The 24439-nt window shown below is 62.8% G+C and carries 27 protein-coding genes and 1 pseudogene; 15 read left to right on the plus strand and 13 right to left on the minus strand.

Going from position 1 to position 24439, the window contains the following annotated elements; translation table 11 throughout:
- Nucleotides 1–23: 23 nt before the first annotated feature.
- Genes NKJ13_RS18230 through NKJ13_RS18250 form a run of 5 tightly spaced genes read left to right on the plus strand, consistent with a single transcriptional unit; the run spans nucleotide 24 to nucleotide 5523 of the window.
- Nucleotides 24–1664 carry a N,N-dimethylformamidase beta subunit family domain-containing protein gene (locus NKJ13_RS18230; protein WP_352777972.1) on the plus strand — a complete coding sequence of 547 codons (1641 nt, stop codon included), beginning with the start codon at nucleotides 24–26 and terminating at the stop codon, nucleotides 1662–1664.
- Between the two features lies 1 nt (nucleotide 1665).
- Nucleotides 1666–3033 carry an aminotransferase family protein gene (locus NKJ13_RS18235; protein ID WP_352777974.1) on the plus strand — a complete coding sequence of 456 codons (1368 nt, stop codon included), beginning with the start codon at nucleotides 1666–1668 and terminating at the stop codon, nucleotides 3031–3033.
- Nucleotides 3034–3043: 10 nt separating this feature from the next.
- Complete coding sequence (gene kce / locus NKJ13_RS18240; protein WP_352777976.1) at nucleotides 3044–3973, plus strand: 3,5-dioxohexanoate:acetyl-CoA acetone transferase; 930 nt, start codon at nucleotides 3044–3046, stop codon at nucleotides 3971–3973.
- Between the two features lie 9 nt (nucleotides 3974–3982).
- Nucleotides 3983–4495 (plus strand): GNAT family N-acetyltransferase, encoded by a 513-nt coding sequence (locus tag NKJ13_RS18245; RefSeq protein ID WP_352777978.1) that lies wholly within the window; start codon nucleotides 3983–3985, stop codon nucleotides 4493–4495.
- Nucleotides 4492–5523 carry a histone deacetylase family protein gene (locus tag NKJ13_RS18250; protein ID WP_352777980.1) on the plus strand — a complete coding sequence of 344 codons (1032 nt, stop codon included), beginning with the start codon at nucleotides 4492–4494 and terminating at the stop codon, nucleotides 5521–5523. The genes NKJ13_RS18245 and NKJ13_RS18250 overlap by 4 nt, the downstream gene beginning before the upstream one ends.
- Before the next feature lie 18 nt (nucleotides 5524–5541).
- Here the strand turns inward: NKJ13_RS18250 and NKJ13_RS18255 are convergent, their stop codons facing one another.
- Both NKJ13_RS18255 and NKJ13_RS18260 read right to left on the minus strand, forming a co-directional pair.
- Nucleotides 5542–6807, minus strand: a complete 1266-nt coding sequence (locus NKJ13_RS18255; RefSeq protein ID WP_352777981.1) for a cysteine desulfurase-like protein — start codon at nucleotides 6805–6807, stop codon at nucleotides 5542–5544.
- Nucleotides 6808–6855: 48 nt separating this feature from the next.
- On the minus strand, nucleotides 6856–7923 hold the full coding sequence (locus NKJ13_RS18260; protein ID WP_352681895.1) for an aldo/keto reductase: 1068 nt from the start codon (nucleotides 7921–7923) through the stop codon (nucleotides 6856–6858).
- Between the two features lie 384 nt (nucleotides 7924–8307).
- Here NKJ13_RS18260 and NKJ13_RS18265 point away from each other — a divergent pair, with 384 nt between their 5' ends.
- Nucleotides 8308–8472 carry a hypothetical protein gene (locus tag NKJ13_RS18265; RefSeq protein ID WP_352777983.1) on the plus strand — a complete coding sequence of 55 codons (165 nt, stop codon included), beginning with the start codon at nucleotides 8308–8310 and terminating at the stop codon, nucleotides 8470–8472.
- 45 nt (nucleotides 8473–8517) lie between these two features.
- Here NKJ13_RS18265 and NKJ13_RS18270 read toward each other — a convergent pair whose 3' ends face one another.
- Entirely contained in the window at nucleotides 8518–9024 is a 507-nt protein-coding gene (locus NKJ13_RS18270) for a DUF1993 domain-containing protein (protein ID WP_352766959.1), read from the minus strand.
- 123 nt (nucleotides 9025–9147) lie between these two features.
- On the opposite strand from NKJ13_RS18270, the gene NKJ13_RS18275 reads away from it, so the two are divergent.
- Nucleotides 9148–10185 carry a DUF1176 domain-containing protein gene (locus NKJ13_RS18275; protein WP_352777985.1) on the plus strand — a complete coding sequence of 346 codons (1038 nt, stop codon included), beginning with the start codon at nucleotides 9148–9150 and terminating at the stop codon, nucleotides 10183–10185.
- Here the strand turns inward: NKJ13_RS18275 and NKJ13_RS18280 are convergent.
- The 6 genes and pseudogenes from NKJ13_RS18280 to NKJ13_RS18300 form a co-directional block, all read right to left on the minus strand.
- Nucleotides 10182–11039 carry an alpha/beta hydrolase gene (locus NKJ13_RS18280; protein WP_352772732.1) on the minus strand — a complete coding sequence of 286 codons (858 nt, stop codon included), beginning with the start codon at nucleotides 11037–11039 and terminating at the stop codon, nucleotides 10182–10184. The two genes, NKJ13_RS18275 and NKJ13_RS18280, sit on opposite strands and share 4 nt — an antisense overlap.
- A 92-nt stretch (nucleotides 11040–11131) precedes the next feature.
- Complete coding sequence (locus NKJ13_RS18285) at nucleotides 11132–12742, minus strand: NTP transferase domain-containing protein (RefSeq protein WP_352772735.1); 1611 nt, start codon at nucleotides 12740–12742, stop codon at nucleotides 11132–11134.
- The gene (locus tag NKJ13_RS18290) at nucleotides 12739–13443 is read right to left on the minus strand and encodes an XdhC family protein (protein ID WP_352474019.1); all 705 of its coding nucleotides are present in this window, start codon (nucleotides 13441–13443) and stop codon (nucleotides 12739–12741) included. Before NKJ13_RS18290 ends, NKJ13_RS18285 begins: the two co-directional genes overlap by 4 nt.
- Nucleotides 13444–13449: 6 nt before the next feature.
- On the minus strand, nucleotides 13450–13788 hold the full coding sequence (locus NKJ13_RS18295; protein WP_352777987.1) for an XdhC family protein: 339 nt from the start codon (nucleotides 13786–13788) through the stop codon (nucleotides 13450–13452).
- 85 nt (nucleotides 13789–13873) lie between these two features.
- Nucleotides 13874–13982, minus strand: a pseudogene (locus tag NKJ13_RS31605) (AAA family ATPase); the annotation flags it as partial.
- Between the two features lie 33 nt (nucleotides 13983–14015).
- The gene (locus NKJ13_RS18300; protein WP_352457772.1) at nucleotides 14016–14510 is read right to left on the minus strand and encodes a flavin reductase; all 495 of its coding nucleotides are present in this window, start codon (nucleotides 14508–14510) and stop codon (nucleotides 14016–14018) included.
- A 180-nt stretch (nucleotides 14511–14690) separates the two neighbouring features.
- Between NKJ13_RS18300 and NKJ13_RS18305 the strand changes: the two genes are divergently transcribed.
- Together NKJ13_RS18305 and NKJ13_RS18310 are read left to right on the plus strand one after the other, a co-directional pair.
- On the plus strand, nucleotides 14691–15764 hold the full coding sequence (locus NKJ13_RS18305) for a branched-chain amino acid ABC transporter substrate-binding protein (RefSeq protein WP_352777989.1): 1074 nt from the start codon (nucleotides 14691–14693) through the stop codon (nucleotides 15762–15764).
- A gap of 14 nt (nucleotides 15765–15778) precedes the next feature.
- Nucleotides 15779–16798 carry a P1 family peptidase gene (locus NKJ13_RS18310; RefSeq protein WP_352778014.1) on the plus strand — a complete coding sequence of 340 codons (1020 nt, stop codon included), beginning with the start codon at nucleotides 15779–15781 and terminating at the stop codon, nucleotides 16796–16798.
- Between the two features lie 47 nt (nucleotides 16799–16845).
- On the opposite strand, the gene NKJ13_RS18315 is transcribed toward NKJ13_RS18310, so the two are convergent.
- Nucleotides 16846–17100 carry a DUF2171 domain-containing protein gene (locus NKJ13_RS18315; RefSeq protein ID WP_254817658.1) on the minus strand — a complete coding sequence of 85 codons (255 nt, stop codon included), beginning with the start codon at nucleotides 17098–17100 and terminating at the stop codon, nucleotides 16846–16848.
- 245 nt (nucleotides 17101–17345) lie between these two features.
- On the opposite strand from NKJ13_RS18315, the gene NKJ13_RS18320 reads away from it, so the two are divergent.
- The 4 genes from NKJ13_RS18320 to NKJ13_RS18335 are packed head-to-tail and all read left to right on the plus strand — an operon-like array spanning nucleotide 17346 to nucleotide 20521.
- Nucleotides 17346–18071 (plus strand): DUF2259 domain-containing protein, encoded by a 726-nt coding sequence (locus NKJ13_RS18320; RefSeq protein WP_352738056.1) that lies wholly within the window; start codon nucleotides 17346–17348, stop codon nucleotides 18069–18071.
- Nucleotides 18072–18082: 11 nt separating this feature from the next.
- Nucleotides 18083–18583: a hypothetical protein gene (locus NKJ13_RS18325; protein ID WP_352738054.1), complete on the plus strand. Its 501-nt coding sequence runs from the start codon at nucleotides 18083–18085 to the stop codon at nucleotides 18581–18583.
- A gap of 58 nt (nucleotides 18584–18641) precedes the next feature.
- Nucleotides 18642–19949, plus strand: coding sequence for an adenylosuccinate lyase (gene purB / locus NKJ13_RS18330; RefSeq protein ID WP_352477371.1), 1308 nt, complete (start codon nucleotides 18642–18644; stop codon nucleotides 19947–19949).
- Nucleotides 19949–20521: an RBBP9/YdeN family alpha/beta hydrolase gene (locus tag NKJ13_RS18335; protein WP_254817654.1), complete on the plus strand. Its 573-nt coding sequence runs from the start codon at nucleotides 19949–19951 to the stop codon at nucleotides 20519–20521. Before purB ends, NKJ13_RS18335 begins: the two co-directional genes overlap by 1 nt.
- Nucleotides 20522–20526: 5 nt before the next feature.
- On the opposite strand, the gene NKJ13_RS18340 is transcribed toward NKJ13_RS18335, so the two are convergent.
- Nucleotides 20527–21339, minus strand: a complete 813-nt coding sequence (locus NKJ13_RS18340; RefSeq protein WP_352738052.1) for a VOC family protein — start codon at nucleotides 21337–21339, stop codon at nucleotides 20527–20529.
- 271 nt (nucleotides 21340–21610) lie between these two features.
- Here NKJ13_RS18340 and NKJ13_RS18345 point away from each other — a divergent pair, with 271 nt between their 5' ends.
- Nucleotides 21611–22159, plus strand: a complete 549-nt coding sequence (locus tag NKJ13_RS18345) for an RBBP9/YdeN family alpha/beta hydrolase (protein ID WP_352477510.1) — start codon at nucleotides 21611–21613, stop codon at nucleotides 22157–22159.
- Here the strand turns inward: NKJ13_RS18345 and NKJ13_RS18350 are convergent.
- Both NKJ13_RS18350 and NKJ13_RS18355 read right to left on the minus strand, forming a co-directional pair.
- Entirely contained in the window at nucleotides 22156–22929 is a 774-nt protein-coding gene (locus NKJ13_RS18350; RefSeq protein WP_352738050.1) for an HpcH/HpaI aldolase family protein, read from the minus strand. The two genes, NKJ13_RS18345 and NKJ13_RS18350, sit on opposite strands and share 4 nt — an antisense overlap.
- 118 nt (nucleotides 22930–23047) lie before the next feature.
- Nucleotides 23048–23368, minus strand: coding sequence for a DUF1476 domain-containing protein (locus tag NKJ13_RS18355; protein ID WP_352506423.1), 321 nt, complete (start codon nucleotides 23366–23368; stop codon nucleotides 23048–23050).
- Nucleotides 23369–23638: 270 nt separating this feature from the next.
- Here NKJ13_RS18355 and purC point away from each other — a divergent pair, with 270 nt between their 5' ends.
- Nucleotides 23639–24433 carry a phosphoribosylaminoimidazolesuccinocarboxamide synthase gene (purC, locus tag NKJ13_RS18360; RefSeq protein WP_023674725.1) on the plus strand — a complete coding sequence of 265 codons (795 nt, stop codon included), beginning with the start codon at nucleotides 23639–23641 and terminating at the stop codon, nucleotides 24431–24433.
- Nucleotides 24434–24439 lie beyond the last annotated feature (6 nt).

A 24439-nucleotide genomic window follows, 5' to 3' on the forward strand; every position in this document is an offset into this window, starting at 1 on the left:
GGCCTTCGACCTTAGCGGTGTCCATGAACCATCTGCCGACCGAGTTTCCCGATTTCGGACTGACGCCGGAGCAGCGACGCCAGGCGGTGCGCAGCCATTACTGGGAATGGCCCGGTATGGATGGCGGGCGCGGCGAAATCTGGTGCTACAGCGACCGTTTTTCCTATCGCCCCGGCGAGATGGTGGCGCTGCATGTCAGTTCGACGGCCGCCGGTTTCGGCATCGCGATCATCCGCGACGGCGGCGCGGAAACGACAATGTTCGAAAGGACCGGGATTGCGGCGCGCTGGCAAGATACGCCGGATCAATGTTCGGTCGAAGGCTGCGGCTGGCAGGCGTCGTTCGAGTTTCGCATCGGCGACGACTGGCCATCCGGCGCCTATCGCGTCACGCTTGAAGCGGACGGTCGCGACGGCAAGCCGATCCGCTGTCATCACCTTTTCATCGTCTCGCCGCAGCCCGGCAAGAAACCCGGCCGCGTGCTGCAGGTCGCGGCCACCGGCACTTGGCTCGCCTACAACACATGGGGCGGTTCCAACCATTACGAAGGCATCACCGGGCCGGCCCGCGACCAGTATGCACGAATGGTGTCGACGCAGCGGCCTTGGTGCCGCGGCTTCGTCGTGCTGCCCAAGGATGCGCCGCGCGTGCCGCTCGAAGTCGCGGTGCCGCCGAAAACCGTGCCGCGCTATCCGCATATGGAATGGGCCTTTGCCACCGGCCATTCGAAGAAATACGCCTCAGCCGGCTGGGCAAGCTACGACAGCCATTTCTTCCGCTTCGCCGAGCGTTCCGGCTACGCCGTCGATCTCGCCAGCCAGCACGACCTGCATTTTTCGCCCGACATCCTCGACGGCTATGACTGCGTCGTCTTCGTCGGCCACGACGAATATTGGACCTGGGAAATGCGCGATGCGGTCGACACCTATGTCGAGCGCGGCGGCCATGCGGCGCGCTTTGCCGGCAATTTCATGTGGCAGACCAGGCTGGAGGACGAAGGCCGCCGGCAGGTCTGCTACAAATACCGCGCCCGCGCCGAGGACCCGGCCTATCGCGGCGGCGATATAAGGCGCGCCACCAATTCCTGGGAAGCGCCGGAAATCGGCCGGCCGGGTGCGGCGACCTTCGGCCTCAACGCGACAAGAGGCGTCTATGCCGGCTGGGGCGGCTGCGCGCCGCGCGGCGTGCGCGGCTTTCCGGTCTACCGGCCGGAGCACTGGGCCTTCGGCGGTACCGGCATCTACTATGGCGACCTGCTCGGCGCCGACAGCCATGTCTATGGCTATGAGGTCGATGGGCTCGATTTCGAGATCCGCGGCGGCCTGCCCTACCCCACGCCCGACAGCGGCGCACCGGACGGCCTGCAGGTGCTCGCGGTCGGCATGGCTGCCCAGGTCGAGGAAAGCGCCGACATTCCGTTCGAGGACCAGTTCCTCGGCGACGAGGACGGCCGCTTCACCGCCGAAACGCTGTTCGGCGAGGCAAGCGACGCCAATCTCGACAAGGTCAAACGCGGCAACGGCATGATCGTCAATTTCCGGCGCGGCAAAGGCGAGGTGTTTCACGCCGGAAGCTGCGAATGGGTTGCCGGCCTGCTAAGGCAGGATGCGATGGTCGAGCGTGTTACCAGAAATGTCCTCGACCGCTATCTCGGAAAGTCATGACATGCTGAAGTCCCCTGCCCCGGAAGCCCGCGAAGCCTCGCATCTGTTCTACCTGTCCAGCCTGCGCCGGCCGCTGATCGACCGCGCCGAAGGCATCTACATGTGGACGCAGGATGGCCGCCGCTTCATCGACGGATCGAGCGGTCCGATGGTTGCCAATATCGGCCACTCCAATCGCAACGTGCTCGACGCGATGAAACGGCAGATGGACCGCGCCACCTTCGCTTACCGTCTGCATTTCGAGAACGAACCGGCCGAGGAGCTCGCGCGGCAGCTGGCCGCCAAACTCCCTGAAGGCATGGACCGCATCTTCTTTGTCTCCGGCGGCTCGGAAGCGACCGAATCCTGCATCAAGCTGGCGCGGCAATGGGCGGTCGCCACCGGCCAGCCCAGCCGTTGGAAGGTGATCTCGCGCTTTCCCTCCTATCATGGTGGCACGCTCGGCGCGCTCGCCGTTACCGGCGACGATGCGCTGTCCGAAACATTTGTGCCGGTGATGCAGATGATGCCGACCGTGCCGGCGCCCATCGCCTGGCGCGACCGCGACAATCTTTCGATGGAACAGCGCGGCATCCGCTACGCCGACATGCTGGAGGAAAAGATTCTCGCCGAGGGACCGCAGAGCGTGCTCGCCTTCATCATGGAGCCGGTCGGCGGCGCTGCCACGGCAGCACTGGTGGCGCCCGACAGCTACTATCCGCGCATCCGCGAGATTTGCGATCGCTACGGCATCCTGCTCATCCATGACGAGGTGATGAGCGGTGCCGGCCGCACCGGAAAATTCCTCGGCGGCGACCACTGGAACTGCAAGCCCGACATCGTCGCGCTGTCGAAGGGGCTGGGCTCGGGCTATGCGCCGGTCGGTGCGCTGGCGGCACCGATGCGGCTGGTGCAGCCTTTGCTCGCATCGGGCGGCTTTCAGCACGGCCATACCTACGCCGGCAACCCGCTCGCCTGCGCCGCCGGGCTCGCCGTGCTCGGCGAGATGGACCGTCTCGACCTGATCGCCAACGCGGCTGTCATGGGCGAGCTATTGATGGACGAGCTGAAGGGATTGGCGAAGCGGTTTCCGTTCATCGCCGACATCCGCGGCAAGGGCCTGCTCACCGGTGCCGAAATGGTCGCCGATCCGGACACGCTGAGGCCGATAGAGCCGGCGAAAAAGGCCACCCAGCGCCTGCTCGACCTCGCCTATGAGCGCGGCCTGATCATCTACGGACGCAAGGTCAAGGGCGGTGTCGACGGCGACAATTTCATGGTCGCGCCGCCGATGATCGTCACCGCCGCGCAGATCGGCGAGATCATATCCATCATCGGCGACTCGCTCGAGGTGCTGGCCGGCGAGCTCGACCTGCCGGTCGAAGGCTGAGAGGCGAACCATGGCGTCGCGCAAAGTCATCATCACCTGTGCCGTCACCGGGTCGGTACACACCCCGTCGATGTCGCCGCATCTGCCCGTGACGCCGGACCAGATCGCCGCAGACGCGATCGCCGCCGCCGAGGCCGGCGCTTCGATCCTGCATCTTCATGCCCGCGACCCTAGGGATGGGCGGCCGACCGCCGACCCCGAGGTGTTCATGCAGTTCCTGCCGCGCATCAAGCAGGCGACCGATGCGGTGATCAACATCACCACCGGCGGATCGTCGCTGATGACGCTCGACCAGCGGCTGGCCGCGCCGCTCAGGGCCGAGCCGGAAATGTGTTCGCTCAATATGGGTTCGATGAATTTCGCGCTGTTCCCGATGCTCGAGCGGCCGCGAGAATGGCAGCACGAATGGGAGCCGAAGCTGCTCGAGGCTACCCGTGACACGATCTTCAAGAACACCTTTGCCGACATGGAGACGGTGCTCGAGAAGCTCGGGCGTGGTTGCGGCACGCGCTTCGAATTCGAGTGCTACGATGTCGGCCATCTCTATTCGCTGGCGCATTTTCGCGATCGTGGACTGGTGTCCGGACCTTTATTCATCCAGTTTGTTTTGGGCATTCTTGGCGGCATCGGCGCCGATCCAGAAAACCTGATCCATATGAAGCGCATCGCCGACAAACTGTTCGGCGACAGCTACCGGTTTTCGGTGCTGGCCGCCGGACGCCACCAGATGCCGATGATCTCGATTGCGGCGGCGATGGGCGGCAATGTCCGCGTCGGGCTGGAGGATAGCCTCTACGAAGGGCGCCAGCTCGCCAAGTCCAATGCCGACCAGGTGCGCCGCATCCGCGGCGTGCTCGACGGATTGTCGCTGGACGTCGCGACGCCGGCCGCGGCGCGGCAGATGCTGGCGCTCAAGGGCGGCGACCGCGTGGCGTTCTGAGATGCGACCGTGACCAACCCACCGTCAAGAGACATTGTCATCCGGCCCGGGACCGTCGAGGACGTCGAAACCATCCACGCCGCGCTCCTGCGGCTCGGCGCGCATGTCGGCGCACATCAGGAGATCACCTCGACAGCTCAGGATCTCCGCACCTATGGCTTTGGCGAAAAGCCTGGCTTCTCGACCCTGATTGCCGAAATCGGTGGCGAATTTGCCGGGCTTTGCCTGTATTTCCCGATCTTCTCGACATGGATGGGACGGCCCGGCGTCTATGTGCAGGACCTCTATGTCGAGGACCGTTTTCGTGGCCGCAGGATCGGCGAACGCCTGCTGCGCCGAGTCGCGGCGCAATGCCGGAAGAGCGGCGGCGCCTATCTCAGGCTGTCCGTCGATACCGACAACGAGACCGCCAAGGCTTTTTACGAACGATTGGGCATTGCCTGGTCCAGCTACGAGCAGGTGCAGAAGATCGTCGGCGACGCCTTTTTCGCCTTTGCCGATGCACCGGAGGAGCCAACATGAAAGCCTTCTATGCCGAAGAACAGAAGCGCCATGACCCGAAGGCGTTCCTCTCGAGCGGCGCGCCGCAGCCCAATCCGGAAAGGCCGGAACGGGTCGAGCGATTGTTGGCCGGCGCAAAGGCTGCCGGCTGCACGATCGAACGGCCGCGGGATCACGGACTCAGCCCGATTGCGGCGGTGCATACGCCGGAATATCTCGATTTTCTCCAGCACATCTTCGCGCGCTGGCAGCGCATCGAGGGCGCCTCGGCCGAGGTCATCCCCAATATCCATCCGATCGCGCGGAACGGCTCCTATCCGGCCTCGGCGGTCGGCCAAGCCGGCTATCACATGGCCGACACCGCCTGCCCGATCTCCGGCGAGACGTGGCAGAGCGCGCTTTGGAGCGCCTGGAGCGCGGTTGAAACCGCCGAGGCGGTGATGTCTGGAGCGCCGGCCGCCTATGCGCTGTGCCGGCCGCCCGGCCATCACGCCTTTGCCGATGTCGCCGGCGGCTTCTGCTTCGTCAACAATTCGGCCGTCGCTGCACAGGTTCTGCGCAAACAGGCGGCGCGGGTGGCGATCCTCGATGTCGACCTCCACCACGGCAACGGCACGCAAGGCATCTTCTATGCCCGGCCGGACGTGCTCACCGTGTCGCTGCATGCCGACCCGGTGCGCTTTTACCCGTTTTTCTGGGGCCATGGCGACGAGCGCGGCGAAGGGCGCGGCCTCGGCTACAATCTCAACCTGCCGCTGCCGCGCAAATCAGGCGATACAACGTTCCTCGAAGCGCTGGAGGCATCGTTCCAGCGCATCAAGGCCTTCTCGCCCGATGCGCTTGTGGTGGCGCTGGGGCTAGACGCCTTCGAAGGTGATCCGTTCGGCGGGCTGTCGGTGAGCACGCCTGGTTTTTCGCGCATTGGCGAGGTGATCGCCGGGCTCGGCTTGCCAACGGTCATCGTCCAGGAAGGCGGCTATCTCTGCGACGAGCTCGGCGACAATCTCACCGCCTTTCTCACCGGTTTTGGCGGCGCCCACAAGCGATGATCCGCCCGCGAGGGCCGCTCAGGATCGTTCCTGCCTCAGCATGGCGACAACGCGGTGCACGCTCTCCAGCGTCTCGTCGATTTCGGCTGAAGTGTTGTAATGAGCGATGCCGATGCGCACCACCCCCTGCTCGGCCGGAATGCCGAGCTGGTGGACGATCTCCCAGGCGTAGTTGTGGCCGGACCACAGGAAGATGTTTTCGGCATTCATCTGCCGCACGATCGTCTCCGGCACGATGCCTTCGACAGTGAACGACACCGTCGGCACACGCTCATTGATCCGCTTCGGATCGGTGATGCCGTGGATGGTCAGGCCGGCAATATCCGACAAACCGTCGATCAGCTGTTGCGCCAGCGGGTTCTCGTAAGCGATTGAAACTTCGAAGGCCTTGGCGATTTTCAGCCGACGCGATCCTTGCGCGCCGGCTGCCGCGCCCAACTCGGCAAAATAATCGACAGCCGCCGACAGGCCGGCCATCAATTCAATTTGCGGCGTGCCGAGCTCGAAGCGCTCCGGCAAGGCATTGGACGAGCAACGGCATTTATACGGCTTAAGCGCATCGATAACGTCCAGCCTGCCCCACAAAATCCCCATATGCGGGCCGAAGAACTTGTAAGCCGAGCAGATCAGGAAATCGCAGCCGAGGTTTTGGACGTCGATCAGGCCATGCGGCGCGAACTGGACGGCATCGACGTAGACCAACGCACCAGCCCGCCTGGCGATGCCGGTCAACGCCTTCACCCGGTTGATCGACCCGGTGAGATTGCTGGCGTAGTTGAGCGCGACGAGCCGCGTCCTCTCGGAAAGCAGCGCGGCGAGCGCCGCCTCTTCGATCTGCCAGCTCTGCTGGTCGAAGGGCAGCCAGCGCACGACAAGGCCAAGGTCTTCTGCCAGTTGCAGCCAAGGCGAGACGTTGCCCTCATGGTCCATGCGGGTGAGGATGATCTCGTCCCCGGGCTTCATCGTGCGGCCGAGCGTTCGCGACATGTGGGAGGTCAATGTCGTCATGTTGGCACCGATGATAATTTCCTGCGGGCTCGCAGCGCCGAGAAAATCCGCCATCGCCAGATGGGCCTCGTCCCCGATGCCTTGTGCTGCAACGGTGGTGTCGAAGAAGCCGCCGAGGTTGGCATTCGTGGTCAGCAAGCAACGCGATACTGCGTCCGCCACCGACTGCGGCACCTGCGTGCCGGCAGGATTGTCGAGATAGATGCGCCGGCGGCCCTTGTCGGTCAGCGACAAGGCCGGAAATTTCGCGCGCACCGCGTCGATCCGGAAGTCCATGGCTGTTCCCCTCTCCTTATGACGATCGGACAACCGCGTCCCGACGCATCAAGGGCACGGATTGCCGACGCGCTGGTGGATCGCATCAACGGCTTTCTGCATGTCCTCGGTCCAGACCACGTCGGCGGAAGAGAGCGCCATTTCGAGTTGCGAAATGGTGGTGGCGCCGATGATGTTCGAGGTGACCAAGGGCCGGTTCGAGACATAGGCATTGGCAAACAGCGCCGGCTCCATGCCGAAGGTGCGCGCCAACCGGTTGTATTCGAGCTGCACGTCGGCAGCATTCGGAGTCTCGTAGCGCTGGCCGCGGTTGAACAACTGCGAGCGCGAGCCCTGCGGCCGCGCGCCATGATCGTATTTGCCGGTCAAATAGCCTTGCGCCAGCGGCGAATAGGCAAGCAGCGACACCTGCTCGCGCTCGCAGACTTCGGCAAGGTTCACCTCGAAGGTGCGATTGACGAAATTATAGGCGTTCTGCAGCGAGGCGACGCGCGGGCCGAGGCCCTTGTCGGCTTCGGCGATGAAACGCATGACGCCCCAGGAATTCTCGTTCGACAGGCCGAAATGGCGGATCTTGCCGGCCTTCACCAGTTCATCAAATACGGCAAGCGTCTCGGCGATCGGCGTCTCGCCTTCCGGCACGCCGGCGGCATCGGAGCGTCGCGGTACGGTGCCGATGCGGTTCGGATTGGCGCCCCACGGCACGTCGCGTTCCGGCCAATGGATCTGATAGAGGTCGATGTAATCGGTGTTGAGCCTGGCGAGTGACTTATCGATAGCGTCGAAGATATCGGCGCGCACCAGCTTAGACGGGCGGTCGCCCCGAAACCAAGTGTTGGCGGTGCGACCAACTACCTTCGAGGCGATGATCACCTGGTCGCGATTGCGCTTCTCCTTCATCCAATTGCCGATGAATGTCTCGGTACGGCCTTGTGTCTCCGCCTTGGGCGGGATCGGATAGAGTTCGGCGGTGTCGATGAAATTGACGCCGCGAGCAAACGCCAGATCCATCTGGGCGTGACCGTCCGCCTCGGTGTTCTGCTGGCCCCAGGTCATCGATCCGAGGCAGATTTGCGACACGAAAAGATCGGTCTGGCCGAGACGGCGTTTGTGCATGGAGTTTCTCCGGCGGGAATTTTGCGCGGCTGCGCGAGGAGGAAGCAATAGCATACAGGAAAGCGTCGCCCGCTTCCAAGCCCACGGATGGAAGGTCAGACGACTTTCCCGGGACGCCGGCGGACAGGGTTTATCCCTGCGGCTAATAAAAAGCCGGACTGCATTTTCATGCAGTCCGGAAGTTCGCCAGGAATGGCGAGGAAAAAACCGGCCAAGTGCCGGCATAGACGCCTACGGTCAAAGCGCCGCAGAAGTTTCGCCGGACCAGCCGAATTATGTCAAAAAAGATCAGGGCAGCATGGCTGCCATGCGAATGCTGCACTGCACAATCGTCATGATCTGCTTATATTGACCGCCTTGGAGGTTCAATAAGGGGCTTGAATCATGGGATTCTTCACTGAAATGTTCGCTCGTCCGCGTCCGCGGGAACAGCTGCGCTATCGAGCGGCGCTGGCGCTGCTCCATTCGATGAGCAATGCCGGTCGCGCCGATATCGGCGTCAAGCCGGCCGATTTCCCGCGCATCGCCCGGGAAATGTCCCTGCGCTAAACAACTGTGAGATATCCGCCGTGGCGGATATCTCCCGAGCGGATCTCAACGCGATCCGAGGAAGATCGACTTGCCCAATGGCACGCCGTTGTGGCGCAGGATGTCGTAGGCGGTGGTCAGGTGGAAATAGAAATTGGGCATGGCGGCATGCAGTAGATACTGCATCCCCGGCATCGAAACCTCGCGTCCCGCAAGCCGCAGTTCGACTATCCTGTCATCTGAACCATCGAATTCGGCCGCCGAAAATGTCGCGAGATAATCGAGCGTCTTGGTAAGGCGGGCCTGCAGATCAGCGAAGTTCGCCTCATTGTCCTCGTATTTTGGCACCTCGCGTCCCGCAAGCCGTGACGGGGCGCCTTTGGCGTGATCGGTGGCAATCTGTACCTGCCTGGTCAGGGCAAACATGTCCGGCGCCAGCCTCGCCGTCAGATACACCTGCGGATCAATCTTGCGATCAGCCGCATTTTGCTCGGCAATGTTCAGCACATTGGCTAGTGCCTTCAGCCTCGCCGAAAATACCGGCACGGATGCTTCATACATTGATATGGTCACAAGAAATCTCCACGCGGCCCGACTGCCGAGGGCGAGAGGTAGCGCCTTCGCAGGCGATTGTTCAAGCGTCACCACGTCGCCGCAATCGATATGATAGGATTTTTCATCGAGTGGAGGTTCCCGATGAGACGCGCCCTTTTTGCAGCGACCGCTTTTGTGTCTCTTGCCATTGCCGGCCAATCGGCGCTCGCCGCAGACGCGCCTTATATCGATGACAGGTCGAATGCCGAAGCGGTCATCCGGTCACTTTATAGTGCCATCAGCCGGCACGAATTCGCGCGCGCCTGGGATTATTTCGGCGACACCAAGCCGGCCAAGGATTTCAATTCCTTCGTCAAAGGCTATGACAGCACGGACACGGTCGAAGTCAAAACCGGTGGCGTATCCGAAGACGGGGCTGCCGGCAGCGTCTACTATAGCGTTCCGGTCGCCATCCGGGCGACGGCCAAGGACGGCAGCGAAAATGTCTTTGCCGGCTGCTATACGCTGCGCCAGATCAACGCCTCGATCCAGGAACCGCCATTTCGCTCGATCTTCATCGATAAGGGTGCGCTGAAACCCTCAAAGGCCGATTTCGAGGATGCGGTGCCGGCAAGCTGCGGCGAAGGACCGCCGCCGCCGAAGAAGGACGCAGCGCTTGAGCAAGCCAAAAAGGCGTTTGCCGCGACTTATGGCGACCAGTGTGACAAGGATCTTTTGGCGCAGGAGCCGGACATTTTCTCGATCCACTATAAGGGCAAGGATGCGTCTGCCAGTGATCCCGAAAGCGAAACGCGGCTTTTCCATTTCGCCTGCTCGGCCGCGGCCTACAACGAAAACTCGATCTATTACATGAGCGACGACGTGCTTGGCGTGAGACAATTGCAGTTCGCCGAACCTGAGATGGACATCCGCTACGAGAACAATGACAGCGACGGCAAATTGCTGGGCATGACCATAGTTGGCTTCCAGACCTCCGGCTGGGCAACTAATTCCGATTACGACGAAGAGACCAAGACGATCACCAGCTTCAACAAATGGCGTGGCATCGGCGATGCCTCTTCATCAGGGACCTATCTGTTTCGCAACGGCGATTTTTCCCTGGTCCAGTACGATGTCGACGCGTCTTATGACGGCGAGGAAAATCCGCAGACGGTCGTCGACTACAATACCGCGCCTTAGGGAGCCTTCGACAACATCCAATTGAGCGTGCCGCGCCAGTCGGTCATGCGGATAGGGGTGCCATGCGTGCCGGTCTCGAAGCGGACGAAGCGGGTCGGATAGGCTTTCGATTTGGCCAGAATCGATCGGAAGAAGGCTTCCTGTTTCTCGATTGGAAACACCGGGTCCTTGCTGCCCTGGCCGAAGAAGACCGGCACACGACGCTTGAAGGCGGGGCTTGAGAAGAAACTCTCGTCCCATAGCGAGCCGAGCAGCAGCAGCCCGTCGATGCGCCCGCCGGTGTCATGGCGGGCGGCCAGCTTCCAGCATATTGAGCCGCCCATCGAGCCGCAGGCGACGAAGATTTTTGCGCTCGGCGATTGTTCGGCATAGTGGTTGATCAGCGCGGCGATCTGGGTGGCACCGGTGTCGCCGAAATCGGAAAAATCCGGCGACAGATAGAGGCCGCCATTGCCGGCCATCAGGTTCTTGATGCGGTTGAAATTGCCGCCGAAGGTGAAGTCGTCGCTGCCCTGCTTACGGCTGCCGCCCTGCCCGTGCAGATAAAGCACGATGATGCTGGCGCCCCCGGTCTTGCCGACGGCAATGTGGCGGACATCGCCTGCATCGGTCGGCAGCAAGAGATCCTGCTGCACCTTACGCACGCCGGTGTCGGTGTATTGCGCGTGTACACGACGCTCAGGCACTTCGTCACGAGCGTTGATGTCGCGCAGCTCACGATAATCGACAACCGTATAGGCGCCGTTGCTCTCGGACGAGAGCGTGCCCGGGTAGGCGAACAGATCGTCCTTGAAGGGTTTGAGTTCGAGAGCGTTGGCGTAGGCGGCACAAGAGAGCGACAAAAGAATCGCCATCAGCAGGGCCGGGAGGCCGGAGGAAGGCAAGCGGAACCGGAAGCAGGAACGAAAGGCCATCCCTCAGCCATGCGTTTTTCGGCTTCGGTTTGTCAATCCTGCAGCACGCCGCCGGCGCCTTCCAGCGCCTCGCGCGTGTCGACGTCGACGGCTGCCCCTTCGCCGATCTCGACATCGATGACATCGAGCCCTTCGGCCTCGACCAGATGGCGGGCGCCGGTATCGCCTTCGAGGTGAGCGATCGCGGCAAACAGCGAACGCGGCAGCAGCACCGGATTGCCGCGCCGCCCGTCGTGCGAGGCCCGCACCACCGATCGGCCTTCGGACCTGCGGAACGCCTCAATCAGCCTGTCGAGGTCGGCCGAGGCGACGCCAGGCATATCGCCGAGGACAATCATGGCGCCGGCGGCGTCGCCGGAAATCTTGGCGATGCCGGCCTTCAGCGACGAAGACAGACCCTCGCCGAAATCCGGATTGTCGGCGAAGGTCACATCGAGGCCAGACAGTGCATCGCGCACGCGCTCGCGCTGGTGGCCAGTGACGACGATGGTGGCCGCGGCTTTCGAACCGACCGCGCGTTCGGCAGTGCGACGGACCAGCGGCTTGCAGTCGAAGAGCGCCAAGAGCTTGTTCGGCCCGCCCATGCGGCTGGAGCGGCCGGCGGCCAGAAGCACGATCTCGACCTTTGGTTCGGCTTTGGCCGGCAATGGCTCGCGCGGCTGCGGCCGCGTCGGAATTTCCATCAACAGCCCGCCGACACCCATGCCGGCAATATCCCTGGCGGTCACGTCGAGACCGGCGATCAGCCGGTCAAGCACCCAGTCGAAGCCGTTCTCCTTGGGACTGCGGGCGCAGCCCGGCGCACCGATGATGCGCTTGCCGCCTAGAGTGCCTAGCACCAGCAGATTGCCGGGATCGACCGGCATGCCGGCGCGGATGACAGTGCCGCCTGCCTTTTCGATGGCAGCGGGAACGACGTCGCCGAAATCGGCCATCGCCGAGGCGCCAAAGATAACCACCATATCGTTGTCGCGGATCAGCGAGGCCGCAGCCTCGGCGACGGGGATAATTTCATGCGAGGTTCGACGCTCCGCCGTCAGCCTGCCGCCCGAACGCGCCAGGCGCGCTTCGGTGACGCGCAGCGTCTTGTCGAGCACGCTGGGTTTGATGCCGGGCAGCACCGTCTGGATGACACCGACGCGCACCGGGTGATAGGCGTTGACCGCAAATATGTCGCCGCCGGCGCAGATCCTTGCCACGGCATCGACCAAAGCGGAGGCGACGGCAAATGGGATGATCTTCACCGTTGCTACCATCTGACCTTTTTCGACCGGCGCATGCTGCGCGAGCGTGGCGATGGTGATCGTCGGATCGACGGCGTTGATGGCGTTGATCATCGCCGCGTCGACGGTGAACATGCCGGCAGCCTGCGCGTGGAGGTTGACCCTACCTGTCGCGGCGGGCTTCGCCTCGATGTTGCGATGGATCATGGATGCGGCGATCTTTTCGGCGGCGACGTCCTCGCTGAGATCATCGGGCGCCAACACCGCCGCTACGACCTCGGAAATGCCAGCGGCCTTCAACAGGGACAAATCCCCGGCGCTTAGCCTGTGCGCCTTGCGGAAGCGGCGCTCTCCGACCTTGGTGGCGTGCGCAAGCACTGCCCCTTCGGCCGTATCGATCGCAACGGGACCAAATTTCACGCGACCGCACCTTTGGATTCGAGGCCGCGGGAGCGAAAGGCGTGGATCGCTTGCGCCAACACCGCGACGGCGATCTCGGCCGGGCTGGCAGCCCCAATGTCGAGGCCGATCGGGGCATGAATGCGGGCGATCTGGTCGGCGGTCGCTCCCGAAGCCAGCAGGCGTTCCACACGTTTGGCGTGGGTCTTGCGGCTGCCGAGCGCGCCGACATAGAAGCAGCCGGCGTCGAGCGCCGCCTTCAGCGCGAAATCGTCGATCTTCGGATCGTGGGTGAGAGCGGCCAGCGCCGTATAGCTATCGAGCGGCTGACGCGTCAGCACATCCTCTGGCCATTCGGCATGCAGCGCGATATCGGGAAAACGATCGGGCGTGGCAAAGGCCGTTCGCGGATCGATGATCTCGACAGGATAGCCGGCGATCCTGGCCATCGGTGCCAGCGCCTGGCTGATGTGGACGGCGCCGATGACCACCAGGCGAGGCTGCGGCAGATGTGCGTTGAGGAAGAAGGTCCGTCCCTCAGCTTCGACCGAACCGGAATTGCCCGTGCGAAATGCCTTGGCGACGGCCGCCCCGAGTTCGCCGGCTACCCGGTCGCCCTCGCGCACGACACGGTCGCGGCCGTCGCCGAGATCGGTGACCAGGATTGCCGCGCGGCGGGCGCGGCGTTCGGCGTTGAGTGTCTTCAGCGCATAGGGATCCATTCGAGATCAACCCAATCTTTCTACATAGACCTTGATGCGGCCGCCGCATGACAGGCCGACTTGCCAGGCGGTCTCGTCTGCGACGCCGAATTCGAGCATTTTGGCCTTGCCGCTATCGATAACATCGACCGCCTCGGCGACCACGGCGCCTTCGACGCAGCCGCCCGAGACGGAGCCGTGGAAATTGCCTTCGGCGTCGATGACCAGGTGGCTGCCGACCGGGCGCGGCGCCGAGCCCCAGGTCTCGACCACGGTGGCAATGGCGACATCCTTGCCGTCCCTCATCCAGCCCTCCGCGATGATCAGCGGGTCGCGGGCCTCATCGAGATAGATACTGCGTTCCATGATTTTCTCCCTGGCAGACATGTGGTTATGCGACGCGCTTCACGCCAGCCTCGATCCACGGGCGCGCGTCGACCGAACGCATAAAAAACAGCACGGTTGCCAGCGACCGGTCCGCCACATAATCCGCACGGGTCAACAGATCGAGCGTCTCGTCGATCGTCCGCGGCGCCGGACGCGGTTTTCAACTCGGTCATCCTGTCTTCGCCGACGCGGCCATCTGAAAGCCTCTACAAAGCGTGGTAGCCGCGGTTGTGATAGATCAGCGGCCGCAAATTATCGCCGATGCGCAAACCTGTAACCTTGCCAAAAAGCACACGGTGGGTGGCCAGATCCTTGGAGTCGATGAGTTCGCAGTCGAAGACGGCGAGCGCACCCTTCAGCGTCGGCGCACCGGTCGAGATCACATCCCATTCGGCCAATGCGAAACGCTCCTCGACCGGCAGGCCGGTAATGCCGGAAAAGCCGATCGACAGCGGCTCCTGATCCGAAGCCAGCGTGTTCAGGGCAAATTTGCCGTTTTCCACGAACGGCTCGTTCTTGGGATTTTCACGATTGAGGCAAACCAGGATGGTTGGCGGCGTGTCCGACACCGAGCAGGCCGCGATCACCGTCGCGCCGCGCCTGCCGGCAGGGCCATCGGTGGTGACCACATGCACATGGCCAGCAAAATGGGCCATCGCGTCGCGGTAGGCCTGCGGCCCGATGTCATTCTTCTTCAGCACCGATGATTTTCCACTAGTCAGAACCAACCGTTATATATGGGGGGATATTGCAGGCCACAAGCGAAGTGCTTGACCTATATCCCGAATTCGCGTGTTGCGCCAAAGCTGGCCAGCCTTTAGGTCTTGACGGCATTGGCGCCGGCAGAACACGCGATCGGCGCGGAGGAATTCTTCGCTCGCATGCGACGTTGGACAACCACAATAGCGGTGCTGGCCTGGCTCTCGGTCGCCGGTAGTGCGAGCGCCGAGACGCTGCGGGTCGGCGTCGCGGCACCTTTGTCGGGGCCGTCGGCAATCCTCGGCAAACAGATCGAGGCCGGCGCGACAATGGCGGCTGAAGCTGACGGTACCGAGATCAGGACGATCGATGACGCCTGCACGGCCGACGGTGGCGCCGCCGCCGCGCGGGAATTCACCGCGGCCAAGGTCAACGTCGTCATCGGGTTTTTGTGCACCGACGCAATCGAGGCGGCTCTGCCGATCCTCAAGGATGCCGGCATACCGGTGATCACAGTCGGCGTTCGCACGGAAAGCCTGACCGACCGGCGCGCCAAGACCGGATGGCCGATCTATCGTCTCGGGCCGCGCGGCGACGACGAGCGCAATGCCGTCGCTGCCATCCTCACCCGCCTATGGCAGACCGAGCTGTTCGCCATAGTCGACGACGGCACGATCTATGGCCGCGAAATGGCCGAGACGTTTCGGGCAGCCGCCGAGCAAGCGGCGCTGAAGCCGGTTTTCGTCGACACGTTCCGGCCGCAGCTCGATAACCAGATTGGCCTGATCGGCCGACTTAGGAAAGCCGGCGCAACGCATGTCTTTGCCGGCGGCGACGGCGATGATGTCGCCATTATGGGCCGGGATGCTGGCCAGCTAAATACCGGCATGGTGTTTGCCGGCGGCGAAGCGTTGCGCGCGCCGCTCGGCGACGTGCCTTATGCCGTCGGCACGCTGATGATCGCGCCGCCCGAATGGGCCGATGTCGCCGACCCCAAGGTGCTGCAGAGCTTTGCCGGACAAAACATCGTGCCGGAAGGTTACACGCTGCCCGCCTATGCCGCGGTCGAGATCGCCAAGTCGGCTTCAGCATTGACGCAAAGCTCCGGCGAGAGGCTGGCCAACGTGCTGACCGCGCATGACTTCACCACGGCGATCGGACCGATCCGCTTTGACGAAAAAGGTGACCTGACGCAAAATCCTTATCGAGCCTTCCGTTTCGACGGCGGCCGTTTCGTGCCGGCGGAGAGCCAATGATGTCCAGCACAGGGATGTTCCATACGGGTCCGCGCAATCTCATCACCGACGTCGCCGGCCTGCGTGTCGGCAATGCGGCGAATGCCAAGCTGAAATCCGGTGTGACCACCGTCATCTGCGACGAACCGGCCGTGGCCGGCGTGCAAATCCTGGGCGGTGCGCCGGGCACCCGCGAAACCGACCTGCTCGAGCCGCACAATTCGATCCACGCCATCCATGCCGTGGTGCTTTCGGGCGGGTCTGCTTTTGGCCTCGACGCCGCGTCGGGGGTGCAGGCAGCACTGCGTGAAAGGGGCATCGGCGTCGAGGTCGGCGGCTTTCGCGTGCCGATCGTGCCGGCGGCGATCCTGTTCGACCTGCGCAATGGCGGCGACAAGGATTGGGGCCGGTATCCGCCTTACCGTGACCTTGGCTACGAAGCCGCGCAAGCCGCTGCGATAGACTTTGCGCTCGGCACTGCCGGCGCAGGTAGCGGGGCTTTGAGTTCCGGCCTGAAGGGCGGGCTCGGCTCGGCCTCGACAGTGCTGGACAGCGGCGTCACCATCGGCGCGCTCGCCGCCGTCAACCCGACCGGCTCGGTGACGGTCGCAGGGACCCGCCATTTCTGGGCGGCGCCGTTCGAGATCGGCGACGAGTTCGGCGGGTTAGGCTATCCCCACCCGATGCCTGACGATGCCAGAAAGGTCCTGCTGAAGTTCCGTGACAAGCATGCGGCAGAACAGGCGGAAACCGGCGCCAACACGACCATCGCCGTGATCGCCACCGATGCGGTACTCACGAAGGCCGCCGCCAAACGTCTGGCGATATCGGCGCATGACGGCTTTGTCCGTGCCATTTGGCCGACGCACACGCCCGCAGACGGCGATCTGGTCTTCGCGCTGGCAACGGGCAAGAGCGGCATCGAGCTCAGGCCCAACGATGCGATCGATCTCTACGCCGCCGCCGGCGCCACGATGGCGCGCGCCATCAGCCGCGGCGTCTTTGCCGCGACGCCGGCCGAGGGCGATCTGTTCCCGGTCTGGTCGTCGCGCTGACCGCGCAGGGCTCATTCGGATTTGCCATAACCGGACTGGACTTATGATCAAGTGGGGTCGGATTTTTCTTCCTCGAACGTGACCGCAACGTCGGAGTTTGCCGACAGCCGCACCTTTTGGCCCTCGACCTCGGCGACAAGGCTGAGAGGAATGAAGTGGTGATGACCCCTGTGAGCGCCCTCACCGCTGTCGCGCTTGGTCAGCTTGATGCGATCTCCGTCAACTTTGTCGACGGTACCGACATGGACCCCGTCGGCGCCGATCACTTCCATACGTTCGCGAATCTTGGCTGCATCTGTCATGGGGGTCTCCCTTATAGCGCCGCGCGCTTTTGAACGCGCAAAGGACGCTCTAAAACATTTTGAATCAATGCACCGTCCCTTCCGAAATCGATCCTGATTTTCGGAAGGCACGATGCGGTGAAGCTGCCGACAATAACAAACGACAGCCGGATTGGATGCATCGACTTTGTGTTTCAGTCAGCACGATCTTTTGACGGCATCGTGATAGGAATTTAACGGCGTCCACCGCCTGAATGGAATTCCCCATGCGAAATCTTGCTCTGTTTGCCGTCTGCCTGCTTGCCCAGCTTGCAACTTTGGCCGCCGCCCACGCAGGCGATGTCGCCGAGCCTGAGATCCTCGGCTTCAGCCGCGATGGCGGGGTCTTTGCCTTCGAGGAATACGGCGTCCAGGACGGATCGGGATTTCCCTATGCAAACCGCTATTATATCGACACGGCCGACGACAGTTTCCTGAAGGGCTCGCCGATCCGTGTCCGGCTCGACGACGAGAATGCCGCGGTGGACGCGGCGCGGCTGCAGGCCCGGCAAAAGGGCGAAGCGATCGTCAGTCAAGCGGAACTGAAGGCAAATCGCGGCATCACCGCCGGCTTCAACCCGGTGACCGAGCTTTCTGCCGATCCCTTCCGCATGGTGGTCAATCCGCGCCCGATCTTTTCGCCGGTCGACGAGCCGCTCGAGTTCCGGCTCGACCAGATCGGCATGAATGACACCGAGCGCTGCCAGAGCCAGGGCGAGATCAATGGCTTTCGCCTGCTGCGCATCGAGGCGAAGGACGGCGGTCAGACGAGCATTATTCACGAGGACAAATCGATCCCGCAAAGCAGAGGCTGTCCGAATGGCTACCAGATCGGCGCGGTTCAGACATTTTCACTGGATAGCCTCAGCGCCTATGCCGTGCTGATCGCAGTGCGCCAATACGGGTTCGAGGGGCCGGACTATCGCTGGATCGCGGTAACCGGTCGCCTGTGACGTTCCCCGCCATGCGCTATCGCGCCCTGTATCGTCTCCGCCGCGCTCTGCCGTCGCTGCGCACGGCATTTGCCGGTGCCTTGCTGTGGGCCATGGCGATGGGCGCCAGCGCGCTGCTCAATCTGCTACAGTACAATTGGGAGACCCCGGCAAAGATCCGCTTCGTCTCGCTGCTTTATGCAGCCGGCGGTGCGCTCGCTTTCCCGATTGGGCTGTTCCTGGCGCGGCTCGTCTCGCTCGGACGCCACTGGGAGATCGCCCTCGCCGCCGCCTTCGTCTGCCTTCTCGCAGCGACGATTGTCGTCACCGGCGGCCTCTTTGGGCTGCAATACCGCTCCTACTATGTCCAATGGCATGCGCCCGCGTTCACCATCACCTGGGTTTTCCAGTTCGTGTTCACGATGTTGACGGCACTCTACCAGTTCGTCGTCCTTGGCATCCGGCTGTATTTTCCGCTCGGTTTCATTGCGCTCGCTGTCGCCAGTGTCTGGTTTGCGCGCCAGCAACGTTGAGCATTTTGCCTGCCTCTGTTAGGACCGGGCAAATGCTCTCGCAAGTCAGGACCGACTGATGATCCCTCGCTACTCCCGGCCGGAAATGGTGGCCATCTGGTCGCCCGAAACCCGGTTCCGCATCTGGTTCGAGATCGAGGCCTACGCCTGCGACGCATTGGCCGAGCTCGGCGTCATCCCGAAGGAGGCCGCCAAGACCATCTGGGAGAAAGGCGGGGCGGCGAAATTCGACGTCGAAGCGATCGACGAGATCGAGCGCGTCACCAAGCATGACGTCATCGCCTTCCTCACCCATCTTGCCGAATTCGTCGGCCCGGATGCCCGCTTCATCCACCAGGGCATGACATCCTCCGACGTTCTCGACACCTGTTTTGCCGTGCAACTCACCCGGGCCAGCGATATCCTCCTGGCCGACATTGACGGGCTGCTTGCGGCGCTCAAGCGCCGCGCCTTCGAGCACAAGGATACGATTACCATCGGCCGCAGCCACGGCATCCATGCCGAGCCGACCACGTTTGGCGTCAAGCTGGCGCAGGCCTACGCCGAATTCTCGCGTTGCCGCGAGAGGCTGGTGCACGCACGCGAGGACATCGCCACCTGCGCCATCTCCGGTGCGGTCGGCACCTTTGCCAATATCGACCCATATGTCGAAGAATACGTGGCCAAGAAACTCGGACTGAAGCCGGAGCCGGTGTCGACGCAGGTGATCCCGCGCGACCGCCACGCGATGTTCTTCGCCACGCTCGGCGTGATCGCCTCGTCGATCGAGCGGCTGGCGATCGAGGTGCGCCATCTGCAGCGCACGGAGGTACTCGAAGCAGAAGAGTACTTTTCACCCGGCCAGAAGGGTTCGTCGGCGATGCCGCACAAGCGCAACCCGGTGCTGACCGAGAACCTAACCGGCCTTGCCCGCATGGTGCGCTCGTTCGCATTGCCGGCGATGGAGAATGTGGCGCTGTGGCACGAGCGCGACATCTCGCATTCCTCGGTCGAGCGCATGATCGGGCCCGACGCGACGGTGACGCTCGATTTCGCGCTCTCACGGCTGACCAGCGTTGTCGACAAACTGCTCGTTTACCCCGACAACATGCTGAAGAACATGAACAAATTCCGTGGCCTTGTGCATTCGCAGCGCGTGCTGCTGGCGCTGACGCAAGCTGGCGTTTCGCGCGAGGACGCCTACCGGCTGGTGCAGCGCAACGCGATGAAGGTGTGGGAGCAAGGCGCTGATTTTCTTGAGGAACTTTTGGCCGACAAGGACGTTGTCGCTGCCCTGCCCGAGGCCGAGATCCGCGAGAAATTCGACTTGGGCTATCATACCAAGCACGTCGATACGATCTTTAGCCGAGTGTTTGGAGAGGCCTGATGATTTCGTCAGCCGGAGATTTCGATTTCCTTGCCCTGCCCGGGCGCGGCAACTCCGGGCCAGATCATTGGATGTCGCATTGGTGCCGGGTGTTCCCCAATTCGAGCCGCGTGCTGCAGGCCGAGTGGGACCGGCCTAAGCCCGGGGACTGGATCGGCCAGGTGGATGCGGCGGTGGCCGCCGCACCGCGCCGCGTCGTGCTACTTGCGCATTCGCTGGCGGTGGCGACGGCGGTGAAGTGGGCTGCTAGTGCCAGTCAAAGCCAACTCGACAAGGTCGCGGCGGCATTCCTGGTTGCCGCGACCAATGTCGAGGATACCGATCCCTCATTCGACGCGGTGCGCCCGTTCGCGCCGATGCCGCTGAAGCGCCTGCCCTTCCCGGCATTGGTGGTGGCGAGCCGCAGTGACCCGCGCGTCACTTTCGACAAGGCGACCGCTTTTGCCGCAGCCTGGGGCGCGGATATCGCCGATGCCGGCGATCTCGGCCATATGGGAAACGAGGCCGGCCTCGGCCTGTGGCCGGCGGGCCTGCTGATGCTTGGCCGCTTGCTTGAAAAGGCGAAGCTCTAACCGAACTACGCCTTGCCGGGAACGGTCCTGATCACCGTGCCCCACGGATCCTCGCGGGTCGTTGCATCAGCCACATTGTCCGAACGCATCTCGACCCAGGCCAAGCCGGAGCGGGCGGGATCGCGGCGGCCGGCACCCGCGCTCTGCCACGCATTTGCGCCAATGTGGTGATGATAGCCGCCGGACGACAAGAACACCGCCGCGCCACCGTATTTTGCCACGGTGTCGAAACCGAACTCCTGATGCCACCATGCTTCGGCTTCTTCCGGTCGGCCGACCCGCAGATGGACGTGGCCGATAATGCTGTTTTCCGGCGCGCCCTGCCAGCCGACATCACCGGCCGGCACTTCGGCAATGACCGACGGAATGTTCAGCCGCTCCGTCGCCATCGCGATCTTGTCGCCATTCCATTTCCAATCCTGGGGGCGGCGGTCGGCATAGATCTCGATGCCGTTGCCTTCCGGGTCGGTAAGATAAAGCGCCTCGCTGACCAGATGATCGGACGCGCCCTCGATGCCAATCTTGCCGGCGATGGCGTGGTTGATCCAGCGGCCGAGATCGACCCGGCTAGGGAGCAGGAAGGCGGTGTGGAAAAGACCGGCGCTGCGCGCGTCATCGGGTTTCGCAGCCGGATCCGCTTCGATGTCGAGCAAAGGGCGATTGACTGCGCCGAGCGTAATCGTGCCGCCGGCGCGGCTCAGTTCCTGCAAACCGACGACTTTGCGATAGTAGGCAGCGAGATTTTCTGCATCGCGCGCCCGTAAGCCGACGCGGGCAACGCTGACCGGGGTCGTTGCGGCAAAAGGCAGTTCGCTCATCAAAGTGCTCCGTTCAGCCGGCGCTCGACAAGCTTCCAAGGGAGGAACCCGGCGCCATCAATCATTCTACGCCGTGTCCGTGCCAAAATCTCGGAACAGCCATTCTTTCCTGGCGACAGATCGTCGATCGGTATCGTTCACACAAGAGCGCAAGAAGCGAACAAGGTGTTCACAATAGCGAGCAGACCGGGCTCATGAGAGGTGCGTTTGCATGTCGCTAATGAGTTTATACCCGGTTGCACCCGACAGCGCCTCTCGCTACATGCGCGCCATGAAAGTCAGGGAAGCAGATATTCTCATCGTGCCGGGCTACACCAATTCCGGCCCCGATCATTGGCAGAGCCGCTGGCAGTCGAAACTATCGACAGCGCGCCGCGTCGAACAGACGGAATGGTCGAAACCGGTGCGCGAGGATTGGACGGCCGGTGTCGCCAAGGCGGTTAACGAGGCCGAGCGGCCGGTCGTCATTGTCGCTCACTCGCTTGGCGTCGCCGCGGTCATCCAGGCATTGTCTCGGTTCGAGCGACCGGTCGCCGGCGCTTTCTTCGTGGCGCCGCCCGATGTCGCCAATCCAAAGATAAAGCCGAGGCACCTGATGACCTTCGGTCCCTATCCGCGCGATCCTCTGCCATTTCCGTCGGTGGTGATCGCCAGCCGCAACGACCCGTTCTGCGCCTTTGGCGTCGCCGAGGACATTGCCGCGGCCTGGGGCTCGCTGTTCATCGACGCCGGCGATGCCGGTCATCTCAACGCGGATTCCGGCTTCGGCCCCTGGCCCGAAGGTTCGATGACGTTCGCGAAATTCCTGACGGATCTCTAGGAAGCGATCGAATCCCTGACGCTGCTCAGCAGGGTCTTTGCCCCAAGCGAAATCAGCGAATGCTCCGAACCCATCGCCAGCAGCCGGTAACCCATCGACACCACGCGACCGGCAATGGCCGGTTCCATTACGTAGATCGCCGCATGCTTGCCGGCCTTGCGGGTGCGCTCGGCGATCGAGGCGACGGTCTCCATCATGCTCTCCAGCGTCGAGCTGACGGTGGTCCCCTTCGACCAGGCGATCGAGAAATCCGACGGGCCGAGGAAGATCCCGTCGATACCCGGCGTGTCGAGGATGCCGTCGAGTGCAGCAAGCGCGGCGCGCGTTTCGACCATGGCGAACGCCATGGTGCGCTGGTTGCTGTCGCGCAGCCAGTCGGCATGATCGCCCTTGCCATGGCGCGGAAAGGCATAGGTGGGGCCCCAGGAGCGCTCGCCGAGCGGCGGGTATTTCATGGCGGCGGCAAACAGCCTTGCGTCCGCCACTGAATTCACCATCGGCGCAATCACAGCCTCGGCGCCGAAGTCGAGCGCGCGGCTGGCCATGTCGAAGCGGCCGACCGGGATGCGCACCAAAGCCGGCTTGTTGGCGGCCAGCACCGGCAGAAGCCCGCGCAGCACGCTGTCCTCGTGATGGCCACCATGCTGCATGTCGAGCGTAACCGCGTCGAATCCTTGTCTGGCCAGTATCTCGACCGTCAAAGCATCCGGCACGCCTGACCATGCGGTGAACAGTGTCTCGTCGGCCGCAAGGCGTGACTTCAGGGACATTGGCGATTTCCTCTTTGGTTGCAACAATTCAGCCGGAAATGACCGCAAAGGCAAAGAAAAACCGCCCGGTTGGGCCGAGCGGTCGATTGGTCCAGCATTCGATCGGTATCGAGAAGGATCAGGTGTTCTTGATCTGCTCGATCGCCTGCGCCATCAATTCATCCATGGTGCGGCGGATCTGATGGTCCGACTGCTCAATGCCGGCCGCATCGAAATCCTTGCGTATCTTGCGGAAAACGTCGTGATCGCCGGCTTCCTCAATGTCGCTGACGACCACTTCCCTGGCATAAGCGTCGGCATCGGTGCCTGACTTGCCGAGCTTTTCGGCAGCCCACAGGCCGAGCGCTCTGTTGCGGCGTGCCGCGGCCTTGAACCGAAGTTCCTCGTCGAATGCGAATTTGCGCTCAAAGCCCTCTTCGCGGTCTTTCATGCTGCTCATGGCATCCCTCCGTGAAATCCGATTCGTCGTGCCAATATGTGTTGCCGGAGCACAAACCAAAAGGGCGCCGGCCGGTCAATATGCTACATTGGTTGCTGCGCTGCGGCATTTCGGTCCCCGAAAGCGGTTGATTGAAAGGATTTGCCGATTGAGCAAACAGTGCGATTGGGATAGACACCGGCATTGAACCCCACCGTCGCCATCTTATTTTAGGCAGACGGACAGGAACTGGTCGCTTGCCGCCTGCCCGCAAATCCAGAGAAAAATCAGATGAAAAATCGCCGCCGCATTTATGAAGGCAAGGCCAAGATCCTTTATGAGGGACCGGAGCCTGGCACGCTGATCCAGTTCTTCAAGGACGACGCTACCGCTTTCAACAAGAAGAAGCATGAAATCGTCGATGGCAAAGGCGTGCTCAACAACCGCATTTCCGAGCACATCTTCAATCATCTCAACCGGATGGGCATTCCGACCCACTTCATCCGCCGGCTCAACATGCGCGAGCAGCTGATCAAGGAAGTCGAGATCATTCCACTCGAAGTGGTGGTGCGCAACGTCGCCGCCGGCTCGCTGGCCAAGCGTCTCGGCATCGAGGAAGGCACCGTGCTGCCGCGCTCGATCATCGAATTCTATTACAAGGCCGATGCGCTCGACGATCCGATGGTCTCGGAAGAGCACATCACCGCCTTCGGCTGGGCGAGCCCGCAGGAGATCGACGATGTCATGGCGCTGGCCATTCGCGTCAACGACTTCCTTTCCGGACTGTTCATGGGCGTCGGCATCCAGCTCGTCGATTTCAAAATCGAATGCGGCCGCCTGTTCGAAGGCGATATGATGCGCATCGTCGTCGCCGACGAGATTTCGCCGGATTCCTGCCGGCTGTGGGATGTGGCGACGCAGGACAAGCTCGACAAGGATCGCTTCCGCCGCGACATGGGCGGGCTGGTCGAAGCCTATCAGGAAGTTGCCCGCCGCCTCGGCATCATGAACGAGAACGAACCGCCGCGTCCGGCCGGGCCGGTGCTGGTCGCATCGACCGACGGCGTCAAAGGCAAGCCGCACTGACGGCTT

This window comes from Mesorhizobium sp. M0174, from assembly GCF_040322275.1.
GTDB lineage: Bacteria > Pseudomonadota > Alphaproteobacteria > Rhizobiales > Rhizobiaceae > Mesorhizobium.